This is a genomic window from Shewanella ulleungensis (assembly GCF_014648315.1).
Lineage (GTDB): Bacteria > Pseudomonadota > Gammaproteobacteria > Enterobacterales > Shewanellaceae > Shewanella > Shewanella ulleungensis.
The window spans coordinates 507,790-533,972 of the sequence record NZ_BMQW01000002.1 but is presented as its reverse complement, the minus strand read 5'-3'; the positions used below and the strand labels follow the sequence as shown (position 1 = coordinate 533,972).

The 26,183-nt window shown below is 41.6% G+C and carries 24 protein-coding genes; 6 read left to right on the top strand and 18 right to left on the bottom strand.

Annotated features, from left to right (window positions below; all coding sequences use genetic code 11):
• Window positions 1-20 precede the first annotated feature (20 nt).
• From IEY40_RS06080 to rlmD, 11 genes are all read right to left on the bottom strand, one after another.
• Entirely contained in the window at window positions 21-656 is a 636-nt protein-coding gene (locus IEY40_RS06080; RefSeq protein WP_188954316.1) for a protein-L-isoaspartate(D-aspartate) O-methyltransferase, read from the bottom strand.
• Window positions 653-1,402, bottom strand: coding sequence for a 5'/3'-nucleotidase SurE (surE, locus tag IEY40_RS06075; protein WP_188954314.1), 750 nt, complete (start codon window positions 1,400-1,402; stop codon window positions 653-655). The genes IEY40_RS06080 and surE overlap by 4 nt, the downstream gene beginning before the upstream one ends.
• A 3-nt stretch (window positions 1,403-1,405) precedes the next feature.
• On the bottom strand, window positions 1,406-2,503 hold the full coding sequence (gene truD, locus IEY40_RS06070) for a tRNA pseudouridine(13) synthase TruD (RefSeq protein ID WP_188954312.1): 1,098 nt from the start codon (window positions 2,501-2,503) through the stop codon (window positions 1,406-1,408).
• 22 nt (window positions 2,504-2,525) lie between these two features.
• A complete protein-coding gene (gene ispF, locus IEY40_RS06065) occupies window positions 2,526-3,011 on the bottom strand; it encodes a 2-C-methyl-D-erythritol 2,4-cyclodiphosphate synthase (RefSeq protein ID WP_188954310.1) in 486 nt (161 codons plus the stop codon).
• Window positions 3,012-3,050: 39 nt separating this feature from the next.
• Window positions 3,051-3,749 carry a 2-C-methyl-D-erythritol 4-phosphate cytidylyltransferase gene (gene ispD, locus IEY40_RS06060; RefSeq protein ID WP_188954308.1) on the bottom strand — a complete coding sequence of 233 codons (699 nt, stop codon included), beginning with the start codon at window positions 3,747-3,749 and terminating at the stop codon, window positions 3,051-3,053.
• A gap of 61 nt (window positions 3,750-3,810) precedes the next feature.
• Window positions 3,811-4,110 (bottom strand): cell division protein FtsB, encoded by a 300-nt coding sequence (gene ftsB / locus IEY40_RS06055; RefSeq protein WP_188954306.1) that lies wholly within the window; start codon window positions 4,108-4,110, stop codon window positions 3,811-3,813.
• Window positions 4,111-4,208: 98 nt separating this feature from the next.
• Window positions 4,209-5,510 (bottom strand): phosphopyruvate hydratase, encoded by a 1,302-nt coding sequence (eno, locus tag IEY40_RS06050; RefSeq protein ID WP_188954304.1) that lies wholly within the window; start codon window positions 5,508-5,510, stop codon window positions 4,209-4,211.
• 275 nt (window positions 5,511-5,785) lie between these two features.
• Window positions 5,786-7,423, bottom strand: a complete 1,638-nt coding sequence (pyrG, locus tag IEY40_RS06045) for a CTP synthase (RefSeq protein ID WP_188954302.1) — start codon at window positions 7,421-7,423, stop codon at window positions 5,786-5,788.
• A 115-nt stretch (window positions 7,424-7,538) separates the two neighbouring features.
• Entirely contained in the window at window positions 7,539-8,360 is an 822-nt protein-coding gene (mazG, locus tag IEY40_RS06040; RefSeq protein ID WP_188954300.1) for a nucleoside triphosphate pyrophosphohydrolase, read from the bottom strand.
• A gap of 125 nt (window positions 8,361-8,485) precedes the next feature.
• Window positions 8,486-10,693 (bottom strand): GTP diphosphokinase, encoded by a 2,208-nt coding sequence (relA, locus tag IEY40_RS06035; RefSeq protein ID WP_188954298.1) that lies wholly within the window; start codon window positions 10,691-10,693, stop codon window positions 8,486-8,488.
• Window positions 10,694-10,872: 179 nt separating this feature from the next.
• Complete coding sequence (gene rlmD / locus IEY40_RS06030) at window positions 10,873-12,240, bottom strand: 23S rRNA (uracil(1939)-C(5))-methyltransferase RlmD (protein ID WP_188954296.1); 1,368 nt, start codon at window positions 12,238-12,240, stop codon at window positions 10,873-10,875.
• A 120-nt stretch (window positions 12,241-12,360) separates the two neighbouring features.
• On the opposite strand from rlmD, the gene barA reads away from it, so the two are divergent.
• From barA to IEY40_RS06000, 6 genes are all read left to right on the top strand, one after another.
• Window positions 12,361-15,198 (top strand): two-component sensor histidine kinase BarA, encoded by a 2,838-nt coding sequence (gene barA / locus IEY40_RS06025; protein WP_438811075.1) that lies wholly within the window; start codon window positions 12,361-12,363, stop codon window positions 15,196-15,198.
• Window positions 15,188-15,784: a YjaG family protein gene (locus tag IEY40_RS06020; RefSeq protein ID WP_188954292.1), complete on the top strand. Its 597-nt coding sequence runs from the start codon at window positions 15,188-15,190 to the stop codon at window positions 15,782-15,784. The genes barA and IEY40_RS06020 overlap by 11 nt, the downstream gene beginning before the upstream one ends.
• Before the next feature lie 221 nt (window positions 15,785-16,005).
• A complete protein-coding gene (locus IEY40_RS06015) occupies window positions 16,006-16,179 on the top strand; it encodes a DUF3319 domain-containing protein (RefSeq protein WP_188954290.1) in 174 nt (57 codons plus the stop codon).
• Between the two features lie 245 nt (window positions 16,180-16,424).
• Window positions 16,425-17,399 carry an AEC family transporter gene (locus IEY40_RS06010; protein ID WP_188954288.1) on the top strand — a complete coding sequence of 325 codons (975 nt, stop codon included), beginning with the start codon at window positions 16,425-16,427 and terminating at the stop codon, window positions 17,397-17,399.
• Window positions 17,400-17,574: 175 nt separating this feature from the next.
• Window positions 17,575-19,233, top strand: a complete 1,659-nt coding sequence (recN, locus tag IEY40_RS06005) for a DNA repair protein RecN (RefSeq protein WP_188954286.1) — start codon at window positions 17,575-17,577, stop codon at window positions 19,231-19,233.
• Between the two features lie 66 nt (window positions 19,234-19,299).
• On the top strand, window positions 19,300-20,436 hold the full coding sequence (locus IEY40_RS06000) for a hypothetical protein (protein WP_188954284.1): 1,137 nt from the start codon (window positions 19,300-19,302) through the stop codon (window positions 20,434-20,436).
• Between the two features lie 90 nt (window positions 20,437-20,526).
• On the opposite strand, the gene IEY40_RS05995 is transcribed toward IEY40_RS06000, so the two are convergent.
• The 7 genes from IEY40_RS05995 to ribD form a co-directional block, all read right to left on the bottom strand.
• A complete protein-coding gene (locus tag IEY40_RS05995; protein WP_188954282.1) occupies window positions 20,527-21,018 on the bottom strand; it encodes a phosphatidylglycerophosphatase A family protein in 492 nt (163 codons plus the stop codon).
• A gap of 6 nt (window positions 21,019-21,024) precedes the next feature.
• Entirely contained in the window at window positions 21,025-21,984 is a 960-nt protein-coding gene (gene thiL, locus IEY40_RS05990; protein ID WP_188954279.1) for a thiamine-phosphate kinase, read from the bottom strand.
• A gap of 87 nt (window positions 21,985-22,071) precedes the next feature.
• Window positions 22,072-22,476, bottom strand: a complete 405-nt coding sequence (gene nusB / locus IEY40_RS05985) for a transcription antitermination factor NusB (RefSeq protein WP_160053673.1) — start codon at window positions 22,474-22,476, stop codon at window positions 22,072-22,074.
• Between the two features lie 13 nt (window positions 22,477-22,489).
• On the bottom strand, window positions 22,490-22,966 hold the full coding sequence (gene ribH / locus IEY40_RS05980) for a 6,7-dimethyl-8-ribityllumazine synthase (protein WP_160053672.1): 477 nt from the start codon (window positions 22,964-22,966) through the stop codon (window positions 22,490-22,492).
• A 123-nt stretch (window positions 22,967-23,089) separates the two neighbouring features.
• Window positions 23,090-24,193, bottom strand: a complete 1,104-nt coding sequence (gene ribBA / locus IEY40_RS05975; protein WP_188954277.1) for a bifunctional 3,4-dihydroxy-2-butanone-4-phosphate synthase/GTP cyclohydrolase II — start codon at window positions 24,191-24,193, stop codon at window positions 23,090-23,092.
• A gap of 94 nt (window positions 24,194-24,287) precedes the next feature.
• Entirely contained in the window at window positions 24,288-24,947 is a 660-nt protein-coding gene (locus IEY40_RS05970) for a riboflavin synthase (RefSeq protein ID WP_188954275.1), read from the bottom strand.
• A gap of 64 nt (window positions 24,948-25,011) precedes the next feature.
• The gene (gene ribD, locus IEY40_RS05965; RefSeq protein ID WP_188954273.1) at window positions 25,012-26,157 is read right to left on the bottom strand and encodes a bifunctional diaminohydroxyphosphoribosylaminopyrimidine deaminase/5-amino-6-(5-phosphoribosylamino)uracil reductase RibD; all 1,146 of its coding nucleotides are present in this window, start codon (window positions 26,155-26,157) and stop codon (window positions 25,012-25,014) included.
• Window positions 26,158-26,183 lie beyond the last annotated feature (26 nt).

Sequence of the window (26,183 nt, the reverse complement as noted above, 5' to 3'; positions counted from 1 at the left end):
CATGAAGCAGAACTCATGTTTTAGGCTAAATCACCATTAATTAATGGTACAAATTTAACCGCCTCTATTATTTCAGAATGGAACGCTGTGCCAGTGCGAGTAATTTTAAGCAGTTGTTGAGTATCTTCGCCTACAGGAATAATTAATACCCCGTTATCTGCAAGCTGCTCAAGTAATGCTTGCGGAACAGTAGCCGCCGCTGCGGTCACCATAATGCCATCAAATGGGCCTCGATTAGGCCAACCTTGCCAACCATCACCGTATTTAAATGACACATTATGCAAGTCTAAACGCTTAAGCCTTTGTCTGGCTTGAATTTGTAATGCTTTAATTCTTTCGATTGTACATAGCTCAGGAATTAGCGAAGCGAGAACGGCTGCTTGGTAACCCGAACCTGTACCAATTTCGAGCACTTTTTGTGGGTTATGCTGCAGTAAAAGTTCTGTCATGCGCGCCACTATGTAAGGTTGAGATATTGTTTGGCCTTGGCCAATGGGCAATGCTGTATTTTCATATGCTTTGTGAGCTAAAGCGCCGTCCAGGAATAACTCACGCGGAGTGGTGGCCACGGCGTGTAATACCGCAGGATGGCGGATCCCAGCATCAGACAACTTTTTTGCCAAATTCATTGCTGATGTTGTAGCTACCCTAGTCATATTTTTGTTATCCACTCAGCTAATCCGTTTAGTTGATTGTATGCAGTTAAATCCACCGTTAACGGTGTAATAGACACAAACCCGGCTGCAACAGCACCAAAATCAGTGCCTTCGCCAGCGTCTTGTTCACTGCCAACGGGCCCTAGCCAATAAATATCTTTACCAGCAGGATCTTGGGTTTTTATCATACCTTCTGCTTTGTGCCTTGCACCTAACCGAGTGACTTTAATCCCTTTAATTTGCTCAACAGGTAAGTCTGGCACATTCACATTTAAAATTTGATCGCTATTGATTGGGTGCGCTAATAACCCTTTTACAATTTTTGCAGCATAGATAGCAGCACTGTCATAGTGAGTTAGTGATTTACCCACTAACGAAATAGCTATCGCGGGTAATCCTAAAAAGCGCCCTTCCATCGCAGCCGCTACGGTGCCTGAATAGAGCGTATCATCCCCCATATTCGCACCAGCATTTATGCCTGAAACCACAATATCGGGTTCATGCTTGCATAACTGCCTAATAGCTAAATGCACACAATCAGTAGGTGTGCCATTGACTGAAATATAACCATTATCTAAGTTATTAATTCTTAATGGATTAGTCAAGGTTAATGAGTTGCTCGCCCCAGAACAATTTCGATCTGGCGCAACGGTAAGCACTTGAGCGAACCGACTCAAAGCTTGAGTTAATGCGATAATACCCGGGGCATTAACACCATCATCATTACTGACTAAAATATTAATCATTGCTTAGGACTCTTTATTAGGTTGCTGTGCATCTTGTAATAAACGTTGTGCTTGTTGCTCTGCTACCATTACCTGTCTTTGTTTTTCTTGGACATCTTGATAATCGGCAAGTTCACGTAAAACAGATGTCGCATAACTCCCTGCTGGGAGCATAAACTCTAGTGTTAATACATCTTCGTCAAACTGCCATTTCATGCCCTGCGGTTCTAGTAAAAGAGGTCGCCTTTCTTGGGATAACCCAGCATTTTCAAGGCCAGATAAATCATCGCTGTAATCACTTAACGGCGCCATTTCAAGTGTAAGCGCGTCATCTTTCGCCAAGGGAGTGCCACGCCCCCAAAGTGGAGCAGATAATTGAATATCTTTTTCAGCTAAACGGGCATTAAGTACATCATCCCACACATCTACGGTAAAATAACTCTTGCTACCCGCTAACATCACGCAGTCGCCTGCGATGGTATTGATTTGTTGTGTAGCCAAACGGTGCGAGACCACTAAGTTAAATATATTTGATCGCACTGCCGACAAATACATGCTGCGTTTATTGCGATCTTTTATATTACGGCCACCGCTTAACATCTGGCGACCCATAACTAAATTTTTGCCATCGTGACCAAAACGTTGTTCACCAAAATAGTTAGGTACGCCGACAGTGGCCATACGCTGTAGGCGAGATTCAACATCGGCTACATCGGTAATATTGCGTAAAGTGAGCACAAAACGGTTACCTAATAGTGCGCCGATTCGCAGTTTTTTACTGTGGCGGCTACTCGATAAAATAGTGAGTTTATCGCTATTGAGCTGAACCCACTCTGGGGTTTCTTTACCAGGAATACGAATACCAAACCACTGCTCAGTAACAGCGTTTTTATCTTTTTGGCCAGCATAAGTCACCTCTTTAGGGTGTACCTTAGCAAACTTAGCTAACATCTCAGCAACATAAACGGTGTTCAAGCCATTTTTTTGAATATGCAACATATGGTGCTCGCCTTCACCCGTTGGGGTAAATGGCAAAATTTCTTTCACAATAAAATCAGTATTGTGTGTGCGTAAATCAGCTTGGCTTAAAGGTTTACCTAACAGGTAGTGTAATTCGTTCATCTGGCAAACATTCTCTATATTATTAACGCGATTGATTAACCATCAGTACGACAGCTTCTACAGCAATACCTTCTTTACGTCCGGTAAAACCTAATTTTTCAGTGGTAGTGGCTTTGACATTAATGTTATTGATATCAGTCTGTAAATCAGCACTTAAACAAAGACGAATAGCTTCAATATGCGGTGCCATTTTGGGGGATTGAGCAATAACTGTGACATCAAGGTTACCAATAACAAATTGTTTTTGACGTGCTAGCTCATAACAATGCTTCAACAGTTCACGACTATCAGCTCCGGCAAAGTTAGCATCTGTGTCAGGAAAGTGTTTACCGATATCACCTAATGCCATAGCACCAAGTATCGCATCACTTACAGCATGCAAAATGACATCACCGTCAGAGTGAGCAATTAAGCCTGTCTCATAAGGCACGACTACACCACCTAAAATAAGGGGTTTGTCGCCACCAAACTTGTGTACATCAAAACCATGGCCAATACGTATATTCATGTTAATCCTTGTGATGAGGGTATCATTACAATGTGTTTATTATGATTGCGACATAAATAATGCAGCAAGTTGTAAGTCATCAGGGTGAGTCACTTTAATATTATCCACACGGCCACTCACAAGCCCAGGCATCACTCCGGCCCATTCCATTGCACTCGCTTCGTCAGTAATACTGACATTGGCAGCAAGCGCTTTAGATAAATTATGTTGCAGCGCAACTATGGGGAAAAACTGTGGGGTTAATGCATGCCAAAGTAACGCACGCTCAACCGTATTGGTGATTAAGCCATTAGCATCGCTACGTTTCATAGTGTCGCGTACTGGTGCAGCCAAAATAGCACCTTGAGGGTATTGTTTTAGTGAGCCAATCAATTTGTTAATATCTTCATGGCGTAAACAAGGTCTAGCCGCATCGTGAACTAACGCCCATGCACAAGGATTAATAGACATTGCATGATCGAGCGCAGCAAGAACTGAGTCTGCTCGCTCGCCACCGCCAATCACCTGCATGAGTTTAGGGTGCTTAGCTTGGGGAAGTTGCTTGAAATATTGATCTTGTGGATGCAGAGCAACAATAACCTGAACAATGCATTCGTGCGACAATAAAACATCAAGAGTGTGTGCCAAAATACTTTGTTGGCCGAGCATTAGATACTGTTTTGGTTTGTCAGCCCCCATCCGACTACCGATACCAGCAGCAGGAACAATGGCAATAATTGACTGAGAATTATTTTGCATAGTAAACCATTTTTAGAATTATTATAGCGAGTCTAACGCGTAAATTTCGCTGTACAACACACTATTGATTAAACGGCTGTTCACGTGATTCTGTGCTAATTACACGATAGAAGGTTTCGCCCTCTTTAACCATTCCAAGCTCATTTCGGGCGCGCTCTTCTATGGCTTCAGTGCCGCTTTGTAAATCGATAATTTCTTCTTTGAGGATTTGATTGCGAGCCACCAGCTTTTCATTACTTTGCTGTTGGGCTTCAATCTGGGTTTGCAGCACGACATATTCAGAAAAATTGTTATCGCCCTGCCATAGCCGGTATTGTAAAACCGCCAGTAAAGCAATCATTAATAATATTAGTTGTTTCATAATATCAAGTTACGTCGCATTAACCCTTAGAATGTATATTGAATATAGTACAACAAAAAAGGCCACCGAGTGGTGGCCTTTTTAAGCTAAAGCAAAAATTATGCTTGGCCTTTTACTTCTTTAAGCCCATTGTATGGTGCTTTTGAACCTAATGCTTCTTCAATACGAAGTAGTTGGTTATATTTAGCAACACGATCACTACGGCTTAATGAACCAGTTTTGATCTGGCCCGCTGCAGTACCAACAGCTAAATCAGCAATAGTTGAATCTTCCGTCTCGCCACTACGGTGAGAAATAACCACGGTGAAACCTGCATCTTTTGCCATTTTAATGGCTGCCAACGTTTCAGTTAACGAACCGATTTGGTTGAATTTAATTAAAATAGAGTTAGCGATGCCGTTGTCGATACCACGCTTAAGGATCTTAGTATTGGTAACGAATAAATCGTCGCCCACTAATTGGATTTTATCACCCATTAGTTTAGTTTGGTGAGCAAAACCATCCCAGTCAGATTCATCAAGACCATCTTCGATAGAAACGATTGGGTAACGTTGAGTAAGACCTTGCAAGAAGAAGTTAAATTCTTCAGAAGTGAATTTTTTGCCTTCACCTTTAAGATCATAGATGTTTGTTTCTTTGTCATAAAACTCAGATGCAGCACAATCCATCGCTAAGGTGATGTCTTTACCTAACTCGTAACCTGCGTTTGCAACAGCAACTTTAATTGCAGCTAGTGCAGCCTCGTTAGACTCAAGGTTTGGAGCAAAACCACCTTCATCACCCACAGCTGTTGAGTGACCATCAGCTTTAAGTACTTTAGCAAGGCTGTGGAATACTTCTGCGCCCATACGTAAACCTTCACGGAATGTCTTAGCGCCAACGGGTTGAATCATAAACTCTTGAATATCAACACTGTTGTCTGCATGCTCACCACCGTTGATGATGTTCATCATTGGAAGTGGCATTGAATAAACACCAGGAGTGCCGTTTAGATCAGCAATATGCTCGTATAAAGGTACGTGCTTAGCAGCAGCTGCAGCTTTAGCAATAGCAAGTGAAACAGCAAGAATGGCGTTAGCACCAAATTTCGCTTTGTTTTCAGTACCATCTAAGTCAATCATAATTTGGTCAAGTGCTGCTTGAGCCAATGCATCTTTACCTTTAATCGCGTCAGCAATTGGACCATTTACAGCAGCAACGGCTTTTAAAACGCCTTTGCCTAAGTAACGCGCTTTGTCGCCATCACGAAGTTCTAATGCTTCACGACTACCTGTTGATGCGCCAGATGGAGCAGCAGCCATACCCACATAACCGCCTTCTAAATGCACTTCAGCTTCAACGGTTGGGTTGCCACGCGAATCCATAATCTCGCGACCAATCACTTTAATAATGTTAGCCATAATATCCTCGTACTGTGTCAGTAAATTAAAAAATGTAATAAAAGTTAAAAGCCAATACCAATAAAACCACTAGATAACTTGATATTGCCGATTTATTGGTATGTAACTTTCAGTTTTGTAATTTTATTCTATTTAAAGCTTAGGATAAATCGAATTGGTCTCTGCTTCAACTTAGTTTTTACCGTTGCGAGACATCAAAAAGGCGATAATTTGATCTTACGCATATATCTTAGACAAAAAAGCCGCTAATGCAGAACATTAGCGGCTAATAAGTATTAGTTTATGTCGCGTTTTTGATACGCTGAAGAAGCAGCAATAAAGCCTTCAAATAATGGGTGGCCATCACGAGGGGTTGAGGTGAATTCTGGGTGGAATTGACCCGCAACAAACCAAGGGTGATTTGGTAACTCAATCATTTCAATCAACTTACGATCTGATGATAAACCACTGAACACTAAACCGGCTTTTTCAAGACGTTCAATGTAGTTGTTGTTTACTTCGTAACGATGACGGTGGCGCTCAACACACGTTGTTGAATTGTATGCAGTAGCTGCTCTGGTGCCTTCTTTTAAATGGCATAACTGAGCACCTAAACGCATAGTGCCACCTAAATCAGAAGATTCATGGCGTTTTTCAACATCACCTTCTTCATTAATCCATTCCGTAATTAACCCCACTACTGGATACGGTGTTTCTGGATTAAACTCAGTAGAATGAGCACCTTCTAAACCGGCTACATGGCGTGCAAATTCGATTAACGCGACCTGCATACCCAAACAAATACCAAAGTAAGGTAAGTTATTTTCACGAGCAAATTTAGCAGCGAAAATTTTGCCTTCTACACCACGCTCACCAAAGCCACCAGGTACTAAAATACCGTCTAAACCTTGGAGTACTTCTTCGCCTTTCGCTTCAACTGTTTGTGAATCGATATATTTGATGTTTACGCTAACACGGTTTTTTAACCCCGCGTGCTTTAATGCTTCGTTTACGGACTTATAAGCATCTGGTAATTCAATGTACTTACCTACCATACCAATAGTGACTTCACCATTTGGATTCGCTTCTTGGTAAATAACATTTTCCCATTCAGATAAATCAGCTTCGTTACAGTCTAAATGGAAGCGCTTGATCACTAAGTCATCTAGGCCTTGCGAGCGTAACAATGCAGGGATCTTATAAATACTATCAACGTCTTTTAATGAAATAACAGCACGTTCTTCCACATTACAGAATAACGAGATTTTTGCTTTTTCATTGGCTGGGATTGCACGGTCGCCACGACAAACCAATACATCTGGCGCAATACCAATAGAACGCAACTCTTTAACAGAATGCTGTGTTGGTTTGGTTTTAATTTCACCTGCTGCACCTAAGAATGGTACTAAGGTTAAATGCATAAATAAAGTGCGTTCACGTCCTAGTTCAGCACCTAATTGACGGATAGATTCAAGAAAAGGTAATGACTCGATATCGCCGACCGTGCCGCCAATCTCTACGATTGCAACATCATGACCTTCACCACCAGCAATCACTTTTTCTTTGATCGCGTTGGTGATGTGCGGAATAACCTGAATAGTTGCACCTAAATAATCACCGCGACGTTCTTTACTGATGACTTCTTCGTAAATACGGCCAGTAGTAAAGTTGTTACGGCGGTTCATTTTAGTGCGAATGAAACGCTCATAATGGCCTAAGTCGAGATCGGTTTCAGCGCCGTCTTCAGTCACGAATACTTCACCGTGCTGAGTAGGGCTCATAGTACCTGGGTCGACGTTAATGTATGGATCCAGTTTCATAATGGTTACATTAAGGCCACGCGCCTCTAAAATTGCTGCTAGCGAAGCTGCTGCAATGCCTTTACCTAGTGATGAAACAACGCCACCAGTAACGAAGATATACCTTGTAGTCATGCTGAACCTGAGAAAATGTGTTGGAAAAAAACGTGCTTGTAAGAAAGCACTAGGACGGGGCGATATCATACCAAAGCCACCTCGATTCGACAAACTTAAACGCGCTATATTTAGCTTAATTTGCCTTTTCGTGCTGCTTTACCTGATCCCAATAGCGGTCTAATTCAGTTAATGTATGCTGTTCGATAGCTTTACCACTGTCGGCTACATATTGCTCAACACCTCTAAAACGTCGCTCAAACTTAGTGTTTGCTTGGCGTAAAGCTTGTTCAGGATCAACCTTTAAATGGCGTGCTAAATTCACTACAGCAAATAATAAGTCGCCCATTTCATCTTGCACTTTCTCTTTAGAGTAATCAGCATCGGTAGGCTGCTTATTCACCTCGACGAGCACTTCATCTATTTCTTCGTGTATTTTAGCGACTACAGGTTCAAGCTCAGCCCAGTCAAAACCGACTTTAGCCACCCGATGCTGAATTTTTCGCGCTCGCGATAAGGCCGGTAACGCAGTGGGAATATCATCAAGTGCTGAATGCAGCTGCTTTTGTTGGCGCTCATTGGCTTTAAGCTTATCCCATGCTTGGCTCAAATCTTGAGTATTGGTAATTTCTTCAACGTCTAGCCCGTTTGGCGACATGAACACATGTGGATGACGGCGGGTTAATTTATCGCTGATGCGCTCTACAACGGTAGCAAAATCAAACATGCCTTGCTCTTGACCAAGTTGACAATAAAACACGACTTGAAACAACAAGTCACCTAATTCATCGGGTAGTTCCTGCCATGCTTTTCGTTCTATGGTGTCAACCACTTCATAGGCTTCTTCTAGGGTAAAAGGCACTATAGTTGCAAAGTCTTGAGCACAGTCCCACGGGCAACCCGTTTGCGGATCGCGTAATTGTTTCATAATGTCTAGTAACGATTGAATGTTTGCCACGTTGTTTGTCCTCTAAATTGAAAGGCATGTAAATTAAAGCTCATCAAAATTACAAAATCTAAATTAAAAAGGCACCTAAATTAAGGTGCCTTTATGACTCGTTTTATCTTTTATTCATGCCGGGTTTATAGTCTGCGAGATTCAATCACACCATCAACTTGCGATAATTTAGCAATAATGCGCGATAAACCGTCTAGGTTATACAACTCAAGTTCTAACTCTACCGTTGCGGTTTGAGTTTTCACATCTGATGATGAACTCATGGCCATCACATTCGACTTTTCAGCTGCAAGCACTGTGGTTAAATCGCGTAATAATCCGCTACGGTCATGAGATAATACCCGCACTCGAATGCGGTATCCGCCAGAGTAGTTTTCGCCCCAAATTACATCGACACTACGCTCAGGGTGAGCTCGCATTAATTCTTTTACTTGCTCACAATCGCTACGGTGCACAGAAATTCCTCGGCCCATGGTGATATACCCAAAAATTTCATCTCCAGGTACTGGCTGACAACAACGGGCAATGTGGCTCATTAAGTTGCCCACACCACTGACTTCAACCTGGCCTTTACCTGTCTTTTTCGGTTTATGTGAAGCTTTTTTCAGAATGTCTTCAACGAGGTCTTCATCGGTATCGGCAACTTTGCGAACTTTGGTTTCGGTAAAGTTCACCACTTGATTTAGGCGTAAATCGCCACCACCAATGGCCGCGAGCATGTCGTCCATGGTATTAAGGTTAAAACGTTCAACCGCCACAGCCGCATCTTTAATTTTTAAGCCAACACGCGATAATTCAGATTCAAGCATTTCTTTACCGGCGGCAATATTTTTGTCACGGTCTTGTTGCTTAAACCAATGTTGAATTTTAGAGCGTGAACGCGACGATTTAATATAGCCTAAATTTAGGTTTAACCAGTCGCGTTTAGGGTTAGGTGTTTTTGAGGTGATAATTTCAATACGCTCACCTGTTTCAACCTGGTAAGTAAATGGCACAATTCGACCATCAACTTTAGCACCAATACATTTATGTCCCACTTGCGAGTGAATGTAATAAGCAAAATCGAGCACAGTTGAACCAAGTGGTAAATCGACCACTTCACCGTTAGGAGTAAATACATAAACACGGTCTTCAAATACTTGGCTTCGAACCTCATCAACCAAGTTACCACTTTCGGCCACATCTTCTTGCCACTGTAAAATTTTACGCAGCCAGTTAATTTTTTCTTCGTAGCCAGTTTGCTTGGTATTGCCCGCGCCTTCTTTATATTTCCAATGCGCAGCCACACCGAGTTCAGAGTCTTGATGCATCGCTTCAGTACGGATTTGAATTTCGACGGTTTTGCCTTCAGGCCCCACTACTACGGTATGGATTGATTGGTAACCATTAGGTTTTGGGTTGGCTACATAATCGTCAAATTCACGAGGAATGTGATGCCACAAGTCATGCACAACGCCTAATGCACCATAACAGTCTTGAAGTCTCTCTGTGACGATACGCACAGCTCTTACGTCAAACAGCTCATCGAATTTAAGATCTTTACCCTTCATTTTTCGCCAAATACTGTATATGTGCTTTGGGCGTCCATATACTTTTGCGCGGATATCATCGCTGTCTAAACGCTGCTGCAATTGGGTTACAAACTTATCAATAAACACTTCGCGGTCCACGCGTTTACCATCAAGCTGTTTGGCAATATCTTTATAAACTGTTGGGTGCAGGTAGCGGAACGAAATATCTTCAAGTTCCCACTTGAGCTGACCTATGCCTAAGCGATTAGCAAGCGGTGCGTAAATATCGGCAATTTCACGGGCTAACAATACGCGAGTTTCTTCGTCAGCATTTTTAACCGCGCGCAATAAACACACACGCTCAGCCAATTTGATCACTACTGCGCGAACATCTTCGACCATCGCTAACAGCATTTTACGAATATTATCGATTTGCGGTTCGGCGTCACGCGAGTTTTCGCTGACTTTGAGTGCGCCAATGGCATTCATGGTGACAACACTGGCAACGAGTCTGGCTAAATTGTCACCATACTGTTCAGCTAATTGCTCTTCGTTTAATACACCGGCATCAAACATTAAAAACAGCACCGCGGCTTGAAGGGTTTCAATGTCCATGTTCAACGGCGCTAAGATTTCTATCATTTCGCGAGCGCGTGCAAGCAACTCAGTATGGGCCAGTTTGTTTTTGACCGGTAAGGCCTCAACTTGCTGGATCAACACTAATAAAGTTTGAGCATCGTCTTTATCGTCAATATAACGGGCGACCCACTCATCCAATTGGAATGTTTGCGTATTAAAATGTGCTTCGCGAACAGATACCATGAACCCTTCCTTAGCCGCATGACCGACTTATACGCCTACATTTGTATGATTCACATAAAAACAGGCATTAACTACCACTGAATACGCTATCTTGAAGCCCTAGGTTCTTTTGTCAATTCAAACGTGTTTAGTTGAACAAATTTATAGCATACCATTTGATATTACCTAAAAATCTTGGCTTATTTACTCAACTCAAATAATACCATGGACTCAATATGATGCGTTTGTGGAAACATATCGACTAACCCAACTTGCGCAATACGATAACCATTAGCTAATAATACACTACTGTCGCGCGCTAAACTTGCAGGATTGCACGAAACGTACACCACTTTTTTAGGTTGCATCTTCTGTAACCACTGTAAACTTTCATAAGCGCCAGCTCTGGCAGGGTCGAGCAATAACTTATCAATTTTACCTAACCAAGCTTGGTCTGATAAATCCGCACTTAAGTCAGCATGGTAAAACGTGACATTGTCTAAGTTATTATCTATCGCATTTTGCTTGGCTTGCTCAACCATTTCTGGCACACCTTCAACCCCAACCACGTGCGCTGCTTTTTTAGCTAGAGGCAGGCTGAAGTTACCTACCCCACAAAATAAATCAAGAATACGTTCACCAGGTTGAGGATCTAACCACTCAATAGCTTGATCTACCATGCCCTGGTTAATGGCACTATTTACCTGAACAAAGTTACCAGGGGTAAATGAACATCGTATGCTTTCGGCGGCCAAATGATAAAAAGGCAATGTCACAGCTTGCTCAGTCGAGGTTAGCTGAGGATAAAGCTGAGTTAATTGCCCGGCATCATCTTGCAGTAACAGATTAAGCTGATGTTTTTCAGCAAAGCCAGTTAACCAGCGAATATCGGAATTAGGTAAGTTTTTAGTCACTCGAATGACAACAAAATGGCCATTATCAGCTTGAGTTAATTCAACATGGCCGATGCTCGCTTTGGCTTTTAATTGATTTAAATTAGCGGCTAATGGTGTAATCAAATCTGATAAAGGAGCAGCTAATACCGGACAGTGATTAATTTCAACGATTTGATTACTGTTGCCGGCACGAAACCCCAGCTGTAAACGTTGGCTGCGTTTATCAAGTAAGGTGGCTAGACGCGCTCTACGTCGATAATGCCAGCCCTCACCAATAATCGCCTCTGCCGACATCTGTGCATCGATAGCCTCTGAACTTGACAACTTAGCAATTAAATCAACCAAGGCGGCTTGCTTATAGTCACGCTGAGCTTGAGTGTCCATGTGCTGTAAATCACAACCGCCACATTGGCTGTAATGCTGACAATGAGGTTTAACTCTACTGGGCGCTGGGCTGGCAATATTAATTAACTTAGCCTTGGCATAACTTTTCTTTTGCTCAACAAGCTGCACTGTCGCGCGCTCGCCGGGTAACGCCCCCGCAACAAACACCACTTTGCCTTGATGTTGAGCAATACCGGCACCTAGGTGATCTAATTGGGTTACATCTAACGTGAGCTTTGCAGATAATTGTTTAGATTTGTTCGGTTTTTCTTTGAAAAATTGTGCCATTTCGGCCTCAGATGTCGAATAAAAAACTAGTCAAGAGTGCGATGTTTCTGGCAGTCTAGACGCAATAATAGCGATTTAGCATCAGGAACACACCTAACAGCCATGAAAAGTGCCAACAATATGACCAAATACAGCCTACGCTCTTGGGTTCTGGTACTAGCGTTAGCGCCCACAATTGTCGTGGGTATTCTACTTGGAAGTTATTTCACGATAAACCGCTTTTATGAATTGGAAGACACCTTAATTATAAAAGGCAGCAATATTGTTGAACCTTTAGCCATTGCCAGTGAGTTTGGCATTATTAATCAAGACCGCGAGTCGACTAAACGCTTGCTAGCTGCATCACAAATCAATAACGCTTCGTTAATTCACTCCATTGCGGTATTTGACGCTGAAAATCAATTATTTGTGACATCTCATTATCATAAAGATTTTGAAACAATGCGCTTTAAAAAACCATTAACGGCACTGATTAGCACAGAACATGAAACCATTGGTGATACTTTAGTTATTCGAGTGCCGATTATTTCGCATACAGGACTTGAAAGCACTTTGCTTAGTAGCTTAAATCGAGTTAGCGATACTGAGCGTAGCACACAACAAAACCAACATTTTATTGAACCTATATTCAACAACCAACAAGAACAAATTTTAGGCTACATATCCGTCCTGCTTAATAAAGAAAATGCACTACTAGAACAACATAGAGCAGCCATAGCGGCATTTATTATTGTGTTAATTGGAGTGCAATTTAATCTATTTTTTACGTTTCGTTTAGTCAAACATGTTAACCACCCGATTACCGAAATGGTGCGTGTGGTGGCCAAAATTCGTGAGGGTAAACTTGACACCCGGCTTGAAGGCAACTTAATTGGTGAGCTTGATTTACTAAAGCGCGGAATTAACGCCATGGCGGGATCGTTATCTGAATATCACGACGAAATGCAGCAAAATATTGACCAAGCCACATCAGACTTACGTGAAACACTTGAGCAAATTGAAATTCAAAACGTTGAGTTAGACTTAGCCAAAAAACGCGCGTTAGAAGCCAGCCGAATTAAGTCGGAATTTTTAGCCAACATGTCACACGAATTGCGAACACCACTCAATGGCGTCATCGGTTTTGCAAGGCAATTATTAAAAACCCCGCTGCATACTAGCCAACTTGACTACATTAAAACCATTGAACGCAGTGCGAGTAACTTACTTGGTATTATTAACGATATTCTCGACTTCTCTAAACTTGAAGCAGGTAAAATGGTACTCGAAAAAATGCCATTTGCACTGCGCGAGACTCTTGCAGAAACGCGAACCATTATTGCAGGCAGCGCCCAAGAGAAGGGCCTAGAATTAGTAATTGATATTGATAGCAATGTCCCAGAGAGTGTTAGTGGTGACTCAATGCGAGTCAGTCAAATTATTACCAATTTAGTGGGTAACGCAATTAAGTTTACCGACTCTGGCAGTGTCATTCTAAAGATTCACCTAGTTGGCCATGACGAGGATAATATTACTCTTCGATGTGAAGTTATCGATACAGGCATTGGCATCGACGAAAGTCAGCAAGAATATTTATTCCAAGCATTTGGTCAGGCCGACTCTTCTATATCACGCCGATTTGGCGGCACGGGATTAGGCTTGGTGATCACCAAGCGCCTAATTAACCAGATGGGAGGCCAAATTGGCTTTACTTCGGCACCCAATAAAGGCTCAAACTTCTGGTTTATTTTACCGCTTGGTATTAGTCAATTTGAAATAGGCGAAGTCTTGCCAGTAAATGTACTGCAGCACAAATCAGTACTGCTATATGAGCCACGCGAATTGTCTCGCGACACACTTAACCGCCGCTTAGTATCCTGGCAGTTAATTCTAACCAATGTCGCAAATCCCGAAAACCTGACATCTGTACTGCAAAGTCAAAATAGTAAATTTGATTATATTATAATGAGCTGTCATGGTTTTATTGATAACGACTCATTGATTCATTTACTACAACAAGCCCGTCAGCATACCGATTGCTTAGTGTTATTGCATGATTGTGTTGATCAGGATGTGATAATTAACGTTCTCAAAGCCAATGCAGATGTACTGCTTAACACACCAATAAGTGACTTAACTTTAGCGCGTCATTTGATATACCCACCCACGCCAGCAACATTGGTTAGTTTACCTGAACTCCCCATTATCGAAGACACACAACGTATTAAAGCCTCTGTATTGGCGGTTGACGATAATATTGCTAATTTAAAACTTATTGACACCTTATTAAAAGAATTGGTTGTCAATGTTGTTACCGTAAACAACGGAAAAGATGCCATAACACAAGCCCAAGAACATACATTTGATTTAATTTTTATGGACATTCAAATGCCTGGCACTGACGGTATTACAGCTACACAGCAAATCCGCTCTGCCTCGCTTAACCGTAACACCCCTATTATTGCGGTTACGGCACACACCATTGCAGAAGAACGTGAGAAAATTCTTGCCTGTGGCATGGATGGCTTCTTACCAAAACCTATAGATGAAGTATCGTTAAAAGGGGTTATTAACCGCTGGATCATCAAGCCTAAATTTACCTATTTCGACAACACTATATTAAATTGGGATTTGTGTTTAACTCAAGCTAATCAAAAACCAGACTTAGCATTAGACATGTTAAAAATGCTGGTTAGTTCACTTCCTGAAACAGTTGAAGCTATCGACAATGCCTTGGGGAAACGTGATTCTGCAACATTATTACAAGCAGTGCACAAACTGCACGGCGCAACATGCTATTGCGGTGTACCGACGACACAAAAACTTTGTAAAGATATCGAATCAGCCTTAAAGCATAAAATTGATATCGATGATCTTGAACCTGAAATACTAGAGTTACTTGATGAGTTAACTAAGGTAGAATCAGCAGCAAATCAAGTGATAAACCAGCTATCAGTGGATACTCCTAATGACCAGTAAACCCGGATTCTTTAAACGCCTTAAGGCGCTATCTTTACCGCAAAAACAGCTTTTTGCACTTGCCTTATGTCAGCGTATGTTACCCAATTACAAGCTATTTTCTGAAGTATGCGAGTTTGGTGAGCCTCAAGTATTAAGCACTGCACTTGAGCTATTATGGCAAAGCCAATATGACAAAAAGCTAAAATTCAATATTGATGTACATTTACAACGCCTCGATGAAAACACCCCTGACCCAAGCGATTTTGAAGCTTATGGTGCCTACCCAGCAATGGATGCCGCAGTCGCTATCGCAACGTTGATGAGTGCTATTGACAGTAAAATTGAAGAAGACATTACTAATATCAGTAAGTTATCATCAAGCACAGTTGCGAACTACATTGAAGCCATTAGTGATGAATCACTCATGGATGAAGAGTTAGATGAATTTGTGTTTTCTCACCCAGTGATGGAAGAAGAAAAAGAGCTTCAGAGTATGTTATTAGATATTATCGAAGCAAACCCAGACATTAACAGTGAGTTGGTGAAAGGATTACGTAAAGATATAATTGAAGCTGGCGTGTCAAACATTGGTATTAGCGAGTAATACATGCAAGCATTAACTCGTTGCAACTAATTGATATTATGAGCTAAATGTACACGTTAATGCTTCAATAATAGCCTGGTGTTTTCAGGCTATTATTCATTATAAAACAGAGCACACTTAAATTGTGTGCATTAACAAAAATACGGCATACCATACGTTACACCTTAGTCATATTTACCATAACACACTGCGAGATTGATATTTAAAACGTCAAAGGCCCTATGAAAAAAATTTTCTATCAAGGCTTCACCTTTACCAATCCAAACGGTAAAACCGACAATTGGACACTTGTGATTGGAAATCAAGTTCGAGTAGGTTCGTTATTTGAATTAAGACGACAAGTACATTTTTTTACCGAACTGGGCATTTTACCTCCGCCAAAAATATCTAAATAATTCGCATCTGCAATGTGAATATCACGATAACTCGCCGCTAAGAGCTTCCCAAACTGCAATACTAAGCTGTAAATCTGAACTAGAATTCAATTTCGCAACGCTAAATATCCAAAAAGTATTAACATATCAAGCATAATTCAGTGCTATGTTGAAAAACTATCACCTTGAGCCTAAGTCTAATTGCATCGCAGCTATTAAAAGCAGTAAAGTGACAACATTATCATTTTGCTAAGGAATTGCGAGGGATGTCTAGTATTCTTACCCCGCTAATCGCTGTTTTCGCCATTATGCTGCTAGGCAGTTTAATCCAAAAATCTAGATTGCTTCCCGCCGATACCGATGTCGTGCTTAATCAGTTTGTCTATTATGTGGCCTTTCCTGCTATTTTATTAATTGTATTAGCAGAAACACGTATTGAAGACATTGCTCAATGGGGGTTTATTGGCGGCTTTAGTTTAGCGATGGTAATCACTTATGCATTAGTTATTTTATTGTCACTTTGGCAAGCGCCAAAGCAACAGGCTATCGCTGCAATGCGTGGATTAAACTCGACCTTTGGTAACACTGCATTTATTGGTATCCCATTGATGAGTTTAATGTTTCCTAATAACAAAATGGCCCTCGTCGCGGCGGCAATTGCCAGTTTATTATCAGTGATAATGTTCGCTTTTGCACTGGTGTCAATCGAGCTTGCTAGCCGAAACAAACAATCCTCAGAACCAGCCATTTTAATCATGGCTAATGCATTAGGTAAAAACCCTATCGTCGTTGGCAGTGCCATTGGGATTACGTTATCAGCTTGCCATGTCAATCTACCAAATAGCGTATCTTTGATGCTACATCAATTAGGCAACACCTCAAGCCCTTGCGCCCTATTTGCCATTGGCATGGTATTAGTAAAAGCATTACGCCAGCAAACTGGCAGCAAATTATTTACGACCGGCTTAATTGCCGAGCTTAATGTAATTAACCTCTTTAAATTGGTCATTCAGCCTCTCATCGCCTACGGCTTATTAAGTGTATTCGGAGTTGAACAACAATGGTTGATAATGGGGGTATTACTTGCCTCGCTTCCAACTGCAGCAAGTGTTTACTTACTTGCAGATCGTTACCAAGTTCATGCTAATGTCAGTGCGCAAGCAATACTTTATGGCACCTTAATGACTTTTATCAGCTTGCCGATAATTGAATCTTTACTGAAAACTTATACTCAGGGTTAGTTGAATTGATTATGTTTTCAATCAGCCAATTATTAAGAATGGTATAACTATTGTGCGATTGACGATGAACAAATAGGCAAAGATAATTTTCAGTCTACTACTTTACTGTATAAAAAATCAGTATATACTGTTTATCAATACAGTGGTTTGGTGGTTTCATAGACAGGAATTCATTATGCTTTGCCAACTCAGCATCAACAATTTTGCTATCGTACGTTTTTTAGAACTCGATTTTAAAGCCGGTATGACAAGCATCACCGGGGAAACCGGTGCTGGTAAATCGATTGCTATCGACGCTCTAGGTTTATGTTTAGGCAGTCGTAGTGATGCCAATACAGTTAGACCTGGCGCTAATAAAACCGAAGTCAGTGCTCGCTTTACGCTGAGCGATGTGCCATTAGCAAAACGCTGGCTTGAAGATAATGATTTAGATGCAGATGAGGAATGTATTCTTCGTCGTACCATTAATAGTGATGGTCGCTCTCGCGCCTACATCAATGGCAACCCCGTTCCAGTGACACAATTAAAGGCTATAGGCCAGTTTCTCATTGGTATTCATGGCCAACATGCCCATCATGCGATGCTCAAAAGTGAGCATCAATTAAATCTGCTCGACAGTTACGCAAACCACAAAATATTACTCGATAGTGTGAGTGCAAGCTACCTTAGATGTAAGCAAGTTGAGAATCAACTCAAACAACTTGAACAAGCACAGCATGAGCGTATCTCTCGCCAACAGTTGTTGCAATATCAGGTCGAAGAGTTAAACGAGTTTAATCTAGGTTTAGAAGAGTTTGATGATATTGAGCAAGAACATAAACGGTTGGCAAATGGCACCGATTTAATTGAGCGTTGCCAGGCTGGTTTGCATTTACTTACCGAAAGCGATGAGGGCAATATTGAATCATTGTTAAATAAAGTAGCCGCCATCGCAGACACGCTTCAAGGCTATGATGAATCCCTTGCACCTATTAGTACGATGCTTAACGATGCGCTAATCCAGGTACAAGAAAGTGCGAGCGAAATTGAGAGCTATTTAAGCCGCCTCGAGTTAGACCCTGAACATTTTGCTTATCTTGAAAAACGCTTATCAACTGCAATGCAATTAGCACGTAAGCATCATGTAAGCCCAGATAAACTGGCTTTGCATCACCAGGCGCTTATGGCCGAATTAGCAGAATTAGCGGGTGATGAAAACAAACTCGACGAAATAAGACTGCAACTGGAATCAAGTAAAAATGCCTATTTAGCTAATGCACAGAAACTTAGCCAAAGCCGCAATCGTTATGCTAAAGAATTAGATAAATTAGTGACCCGTTCGATCCATGAGCTCAATATGCCTAAAGGTAAATTTTGCATCGAAGTGAATCACGACCCAGCCAATATTTCAATGAATGGTAGTGACAGTATCGAATTTATGGTGACCACTAACCCTGGGCAGCCTTTACAACCAATTTCCAAAGTGGCTTCGGGTGGCGAGTTATCACGAATAGGATTAGGTATTCAGGTGATAACCGCTAAAAAAGTCGCAACCCCAACTTTGATATTTGATGAAGTTGATGTGGGTATTTCAGGTCCTACTGCATCAGTAGTAGGTAGAATGCTCCGCAGCCTTGGAGAATCAACTCAAGTGTTGTGTGTTACCCATTTACCTCAAGTTGCTGGTAATGGTCATCAACACATGTTTGTAAATAAGTTTAATAAGGCCGGCAGCACTGAAACCACCATGCAAGCATTAGATAAAGATCAACGCGTTAATGAACTAGCACGCTTACTCGGTGGAGACGTAATTACTGAAAACACCTTAGCCAACGCCCGTGAATTATTGCAATAAAGCTCATGGGTTATCAAAAGCCAACCTGCATGTTATCATTGTGTTAAATGGATTTGCGGATAAATAATGATGATGATGTTTCTTAAAATAATAGGCATGCTGGTTGGGTTAATCAGCAGCTTATTAGTATTTTCTGTTGTTTGCTTAGTGGCAATCAACGCTTCTGACAGAACAAAATCGCCTAATACACTATTAGTTGAAAGCTGGTTAAAGCAACAACCCGTTGTATCGAACTCAAACGGGTTTGAATATGTTAAGGCGATGCTAGGCACTACCGAAGAAAATAAGTCGAATCCACAAGAAGCAACGCTTAGCTTTAGTGATCAACAGACCAAATTAATTCGCGACTTTAAAGAAGCTTGCCACTCAGCAGATTTGAATACTTGTAATGAGTTTTTCAGCAGTAATAGTGAAACAATTAACCGTGCTATTAATGCTCATCAAACCAATATTGATAAATACAATGTATTAGTCGCTATGCCTGATTGGCAAGAAAGTGATCAGTCTTTAATCCCTCATGATAAAATTCGCTGGTCTCAACTTTTTCAGTTAAGAGAGCTAAGTTTACTTGGTACTCTTAATCGCCAGGGAACTTCCACTAACAAAATAGATGTTGATGCTGCAATAGCATTCCTAAATAAAGAAACGCACTTTTGGAATAATGTATATCACTCATCGAGATCGTTATTGTCTCATATGATTGTCAGCGGTGTACTGAAAGAGCAACTCCGCTTTGCGAGCACTTTAGCTCAAAGCAATCATGAAGGGGTTAAAAATATCAATGCTTGGCAATCACCTTTCATCTTAAGTCAAAATGACTTCGAACGTATATTTTCAGGTGAATGGCTCTTTGGCCACAATGCCATGCAGCAAATGGTAATGGAAGCTCAACAGGATACGGCACCATTTTACGAACAATGGTTAGCCAAAATGTTTATTAAACCCATTGATGATGATAATTTGCGAGCTGAATATTTCGTCAATATGGTTAAAGATCCTGTATCAACAGATGCATCGCTTATGCTTAAAAAGCCTGAATATTGCGATGACGACAATAGTTTGATGCAGTTATGGCAATTACGCTACAACCCGATCGGTAAAGTATTAAGCTGCACTTTTTATGAAACAGATCTTAAGCTGCGCGTCGTCAATATGAATAATGAAATAGAACATTTACGCAGCAATTTAATGATAACTCAATAAATTTTAGTCTCGTTGAGTTTGCAACAACAAAAATAAAATATAAAAAAGAGCACATTGTGCTCTTTTTTATATTTTATTTTTATGGCTACGTTATAAATAATAAATCGCTAGTTGCACCCCAATTAATGCAAATATGCCTGCTAAGACATCGTCTATCATAATCCCAAAACCACCGTGGACTTTGGCATCTAACCAGCGAATAGGCCAAGGCTTAATGATGTCAAAAAAGCGAAATAATACAAATCCAAGCACTAACCAGACAAAACCAGCAGGGGCGGCGATCATGGTGATCATTAACCCAACCACTTCATCCCACACAATCGCACCGTGATCATGTACCCCCATGTCTTTGGCCGCTTTACCACAAATGTAAAAACCAGCAAGCATACTCAATATAGTAATCAACAAGTAATGACCTAAGCTTAATTGTTGCATTAATAGCACTATAGGTACTGTAGCTAAAGTGCCAAAGGTTCCAGGCGCCTTTGCCGCTTTACCACTGCCAAACCCTAATGCTAAAAAGTGAATAGGATTAGTTAAAGACAGCTTATTGACGAATTTATCTTGAGTGAGAAGTCTCATAATGGATTAACTAAAATGCTCAAAACTTCGGGAAACAGGCATAAATGCTTTACCGTCATCGACAAGTTTAAGTTTATCGCCAGCACAAATTTGACCAATTTTGACAAATTTAACCCCAGCATGGATAAGCGCTGTATCAATCGCGCCTCGTTGAGATTCTGGCACCGTAAACAGTAATTCGTAATCTTCCCCGCCAGTTAACGCATAACTCAGTGCGTCTTCACGACTTAAGTTGGCTTTAAGTGAAGTTGATAACGGTATTTGACTCACATCGATAATCGCCCCCACTTTAGAGGCTTTTAAGACATGACCAATATCTGAAATTAACCCATCAGACAAATCAATCGCACTAGTGGCTAATGTTCTTAACGCTTGGCCTGCTAAAACTCTAGGGGTCGGATAATAGTGACGGTTAATCAGATATTCTTTATCTTCTGTATTCACGATTTTGGCACCGCGCAACACATCTAAACCAAGGGCCGAATCACCTAATGTGCCAGTGACATAAACCCAATCGCCATTTTTAGCGCCGGCACGGGTCAATGCTGTACCTTTAATCACTTGGCCATTGATGGTGATGCTTATACTACGTGGGCCGCGAGTGGTATCGCCACCAATTAACGCAACACCATAATATTCTGCAATTTCAAAAAGCCCTTCGCTAAAACGGGCTAACCACGGTTCATCAACACTCGGTAGCGTCAAAGCTAAAGTAAACCATGCAGGCTCTGCCCCCATAGCGGCGAGATCGGATAAATTTACCGCTAAAGACTTATAGCCTAATGCATGGGCTGGAATATCTGATAAAAAATGGACATTTTCTACGAGAGTATCGCATGAAATCGCAATCGATTTGTTGTCAGCTGGATTAACCAAAGCGCAGTCGTCGCCAATGCTAAGCTCAACGTCGCGTCGTTTTTGGCCTTTATTACGAAAGTAATGTTCGATAAGTTGGAATTCTTTCACATTCAGTTTGGTGCGGTAAACCGACCACCTTAATTTAGAAACAATTAATTGAAATGAAAAACGGTATCCGAGGATACCGTTCTGGTATTACTTTTGTTTCACAATTTTATCAAGCAAGCCGTTAACGAACTTGTGACTGTCGTCAGCACCAAACGCTTTCGCTAATTCAATACCTTCGTTAATTGCCACTTTAAACGGCACATCTTTACGAAAGGTCAACTCATAAGTTGCCAAACGCACGATAGCTTTTTCAACTGGTGAAACATCTTCGAAATCACGATCTAAATGTGGCTTTAGCAAATCATCAATCTGTGCAGTTTTTGACGCTACACCTGATAATAATTCACGAAAATAAGCAACATCTACACCGTCAGTGTTCTGCTCAGTCAAAAACTCATGTTCTACGTCAGCAACATTGTTCTTACTTAACTGCCATGAATAAATGGCTTGAACGGCTAAACGGCGGGCCTTACGGCGCTCTGAAGGTTTCATACTTTTCCTACTATTACAGCTGTTGTTCTAGTTGTTGCAGTACGTTAACCATTTCAAGTAAACCAAGTGCAGCTTCGCCGCCTTTATTACCTGCTTTAGTACCTGAACGCTCAATAGCTTGTTCAATGGTATCTGTAGTTAACACACCGAATGAAACTGGTAGGTCATATTCTAAAGCAACTTGTGCAAGACCTTTGTTACATTCACCGGCAACAAAATCAAAATGAGGGGTACCGCCACGGATCACCGCACCAAGTGCAATAATGCCGTCAAATTTGCCACTTGCAGCAACACGCTTTGCCGCTAGCGGTAATTCAACTGCGCCAGGAACACGTACAACAGTAATGTTGTCGTCACTTACCTGACCGAAACGCTTTAATGTGTCTATTGCACCGTCAAGCAGACTTTCAACTAAAAAGCTATTGAATCGCGATATTACGATCGCCACTTTGGCATTTTTCGCTTCGATATTACCTTGAACTACGTTCATTCTATCTTACCTAAATTAGCTAAAGCACCCGGCTCGGGGCAAAAAGAGGCGCTATGATATCACAGCCATTAGCCCTGAGCGCTATGCAATTAATGAAATTGTTAAATTTACCATTCGCCAACATTACTCGGCAATATAGTCAGTCACTTCTAGACCAAAGCCTGACAAAGAATGATAACGCTTTGGTGAACTTAATAGGCGCATACTCGTCACGCCTAAATTGGATAAAATTTGCGAACCAACACCAACCCGACGTGATGTACCTTGCCACATTGCTGGCGCTGGTGATTGACCATTATCTTCAGCTTCAAACGCTTTTACTTTTGCTAACAACTGACTTGAATGTTCATCGTTGCCGAGTAGCACTAAAACCCCACCATCTGTTGCGATGCGTTCCATGGCTTTTTCTAACGGCCAACTGCGTTTTTGATCGCGTTCAGAGTGCAGCAAATCATTAAAGGTATTTTGCAAATGTACACGGACCAAACAGTTTGCTTTAACCTCGTCTTTAACCAAAGCATAGTGCAATTGGTTATCGATAGTGTCTCTGAAGGTGACCATGGTAAACTCACCAAAACGGGTCGGCAATTTACACTGCGCTTCACGTACGACAGTGGTTTCATTAGTGTTACGGTATTCAATAAGATCGGCAATTGTACCAATTTTAATACCATGTTTTTCGCTAAATATTTCGAGATCTGGGCGACGCGCCATTGTACCATCGTCATTCAAAATTTCGACAATCACACCTGACGGCTCACAACCAGCTAATCGCGCTAAATCGCAACCAGCTTCAGTATGGCCAGCGCGCGTTAATACACCACCTTCTTGCGCCATCAACGGAAATATATGACCAGGTTGCACTAAGTCAGATGCTTTGGCATCTTTAGCTACAGCGGCTTGAACAGTGACTGCACGGTCATGGGCAGATATGCCGGTTGTCACTCCAGTAGCGGCCTCAATCGACACGGTAAAGTTAGTTGAAAACTGAGCATTATTGTTAGTTACCATGAGTGGTAAATTAAGCTGCTGACAACGTGCTTTGGTCATCGTTTGGCAAATAAGTCCACGGCCGTAAGTAGCCATAAAGTTGATTGCTGCTGGCGTCACTTTGTCAGCGGCCATGATCAAATCACCTTCATTTTCTCTGTCTTCATCGTCCATCAAAATAACCATTTTACCTTGACGAATATCTTCAATGATTTCTTCTATACTATGTAGCGCCATTGTCAGACCTTTATATATTAAGAGTGTGCTTCAATACTGAAGTAATGATTCTATTTTTATTTTATAAGTGAACGAGGTACAAAAGTTAATACGATTAACGTAAGAAACCAGACTTGGCCAATAACTCCATCGTCACACCCGATGACGGCTTGGCATGTTCTGTTTCTGGCTGCATTAAACGTTCTAAATAACGGGCAATTAAGTCGACTTCTATATTAACGTTATCACCTACTTTTAATTCCACTAATGTGGTTTCACCTGCAGTGTGAGGCACTATTGTTAATCTAAAACGACTTCCATCCACTTCATTAACGGTTAAGCTCACACCATCAATCGTAATCGAGCCTTTATGTGCAATATAACGACTCAGCGTTGTAGGTGCTGATAACCAAAACTCTAACGCTTTGCCTCTGTAAGCGCAGTGTTCAACTTTAGCAATACCATCAACATGGCCACTCACCATGTGACCGCCTAAACGAGTTGTAGCGGTAACGGCTTTCTCAAGGTTTACTTTCTGGCCTACTTGATAATGGCTGAAGCCTGTTAATGCCACTGTCTCAGCAGAGATATCAGCCACATAACCATCAGCTAAACGCTCAACGACAGTCAAACAAACACCATTAGTGGCAATACTGTCGCCTAATTTCACGTCTGCTAAATCTAATTTACCACTGGCAACGGTTAAGCGAATATCGTTACCTTTGCGATCAATTTTGCGTAATGTACCAAGGGCTTCAATTATCCCAGTAAACATAATGACTCACTTTTAACGTTGATACTTTGCTGTCGCTCAGATTTTTAGCCTTGGCAACAATCAATTAATAGGATTTGTTATATCTGAGGATATAACGCTGATCTTTACCAAAGTTGCGCTGATCAATGAGTTGCAACATTGGCGTTTGTTCCATGGAAGTATAATCTGGTAATTGCAACATATTGCGTCCATGGCTTCCAAGGATCTTAGGGGCTTGATAAAGTACAACATCGTCCGCTAAATTTTGTGCTACAAACGCACCCGCTAACGTTGCGCCAGCCTCTACTAGCACTGAGTTTGCAGTTTTACCTAAATACGTTAACAAGGCCGGCAATGAGATTCTACCTAACGAGTCACACTCTAGTACTAAAAAAGACACATGTGGCGGAAACAGCGCTTTGACTTGTTCAGAGTACTCACAACCCGATACCAATAAAATCGGGCTCGTTATAGAGAATAAATGTGGCGCTGCAGTTAACCTTGCACGGCTATCTAATATGACTCTTAGAGGCTGAAAAATGTCATTAGGGCTTAGACGGGTCATCAATTCACCCAATGATTCAAAGCGGACATTTAAACTGGGATCGTCAATTAGCACGGTTTCAACGCCGGTAATTAACGCACAATGACTGGCACGATACTTTTGCACATCTGCACGAGCAGCTGTACCTGTAATCCATTTTGACACGCCATTAGATAACGCCGTTTTTCCATCTAAACTAGCAGCCACCTTTACCGTTACCCAAGGTAAACCGGTTTTCATGCGTTTCATAAAACCGAGGTTAAGTGCATAAGCTTGCTCAGTGAGTAACCCAACATCCACCTGAATGCCAGCCTCTCTTAACATGGCAATACCACGACCAGACACTTCAGGGTTGGCATCGGTCACAGCAACAACAACTCTGGCAACCTTAGCATTTATCAAGCCTAGTGCACATGGCGGCGTACGTCCGTAATGACTGCAAGGCTCTAATGTTACATACGCTGTGGCACCTTGCGCGGTTAATCCACTTTCATTAACCATCTTTAGCGCGTTCACTTCTGCGTGCCCTTGGCCTGCACGTTGATGGTAACCCTCACCGATAATCTGTCCATCAGCAACAATCACGCAACCGACACACGGATTAGGCCGAGTGGTATAACGGCCCCGCTCTGCCAGCATAATGGCTCGGCTCATCATTTCAATATCGACGCTAGACCAATTAGACATGGTTATCACTCTCGTTTGATATCATG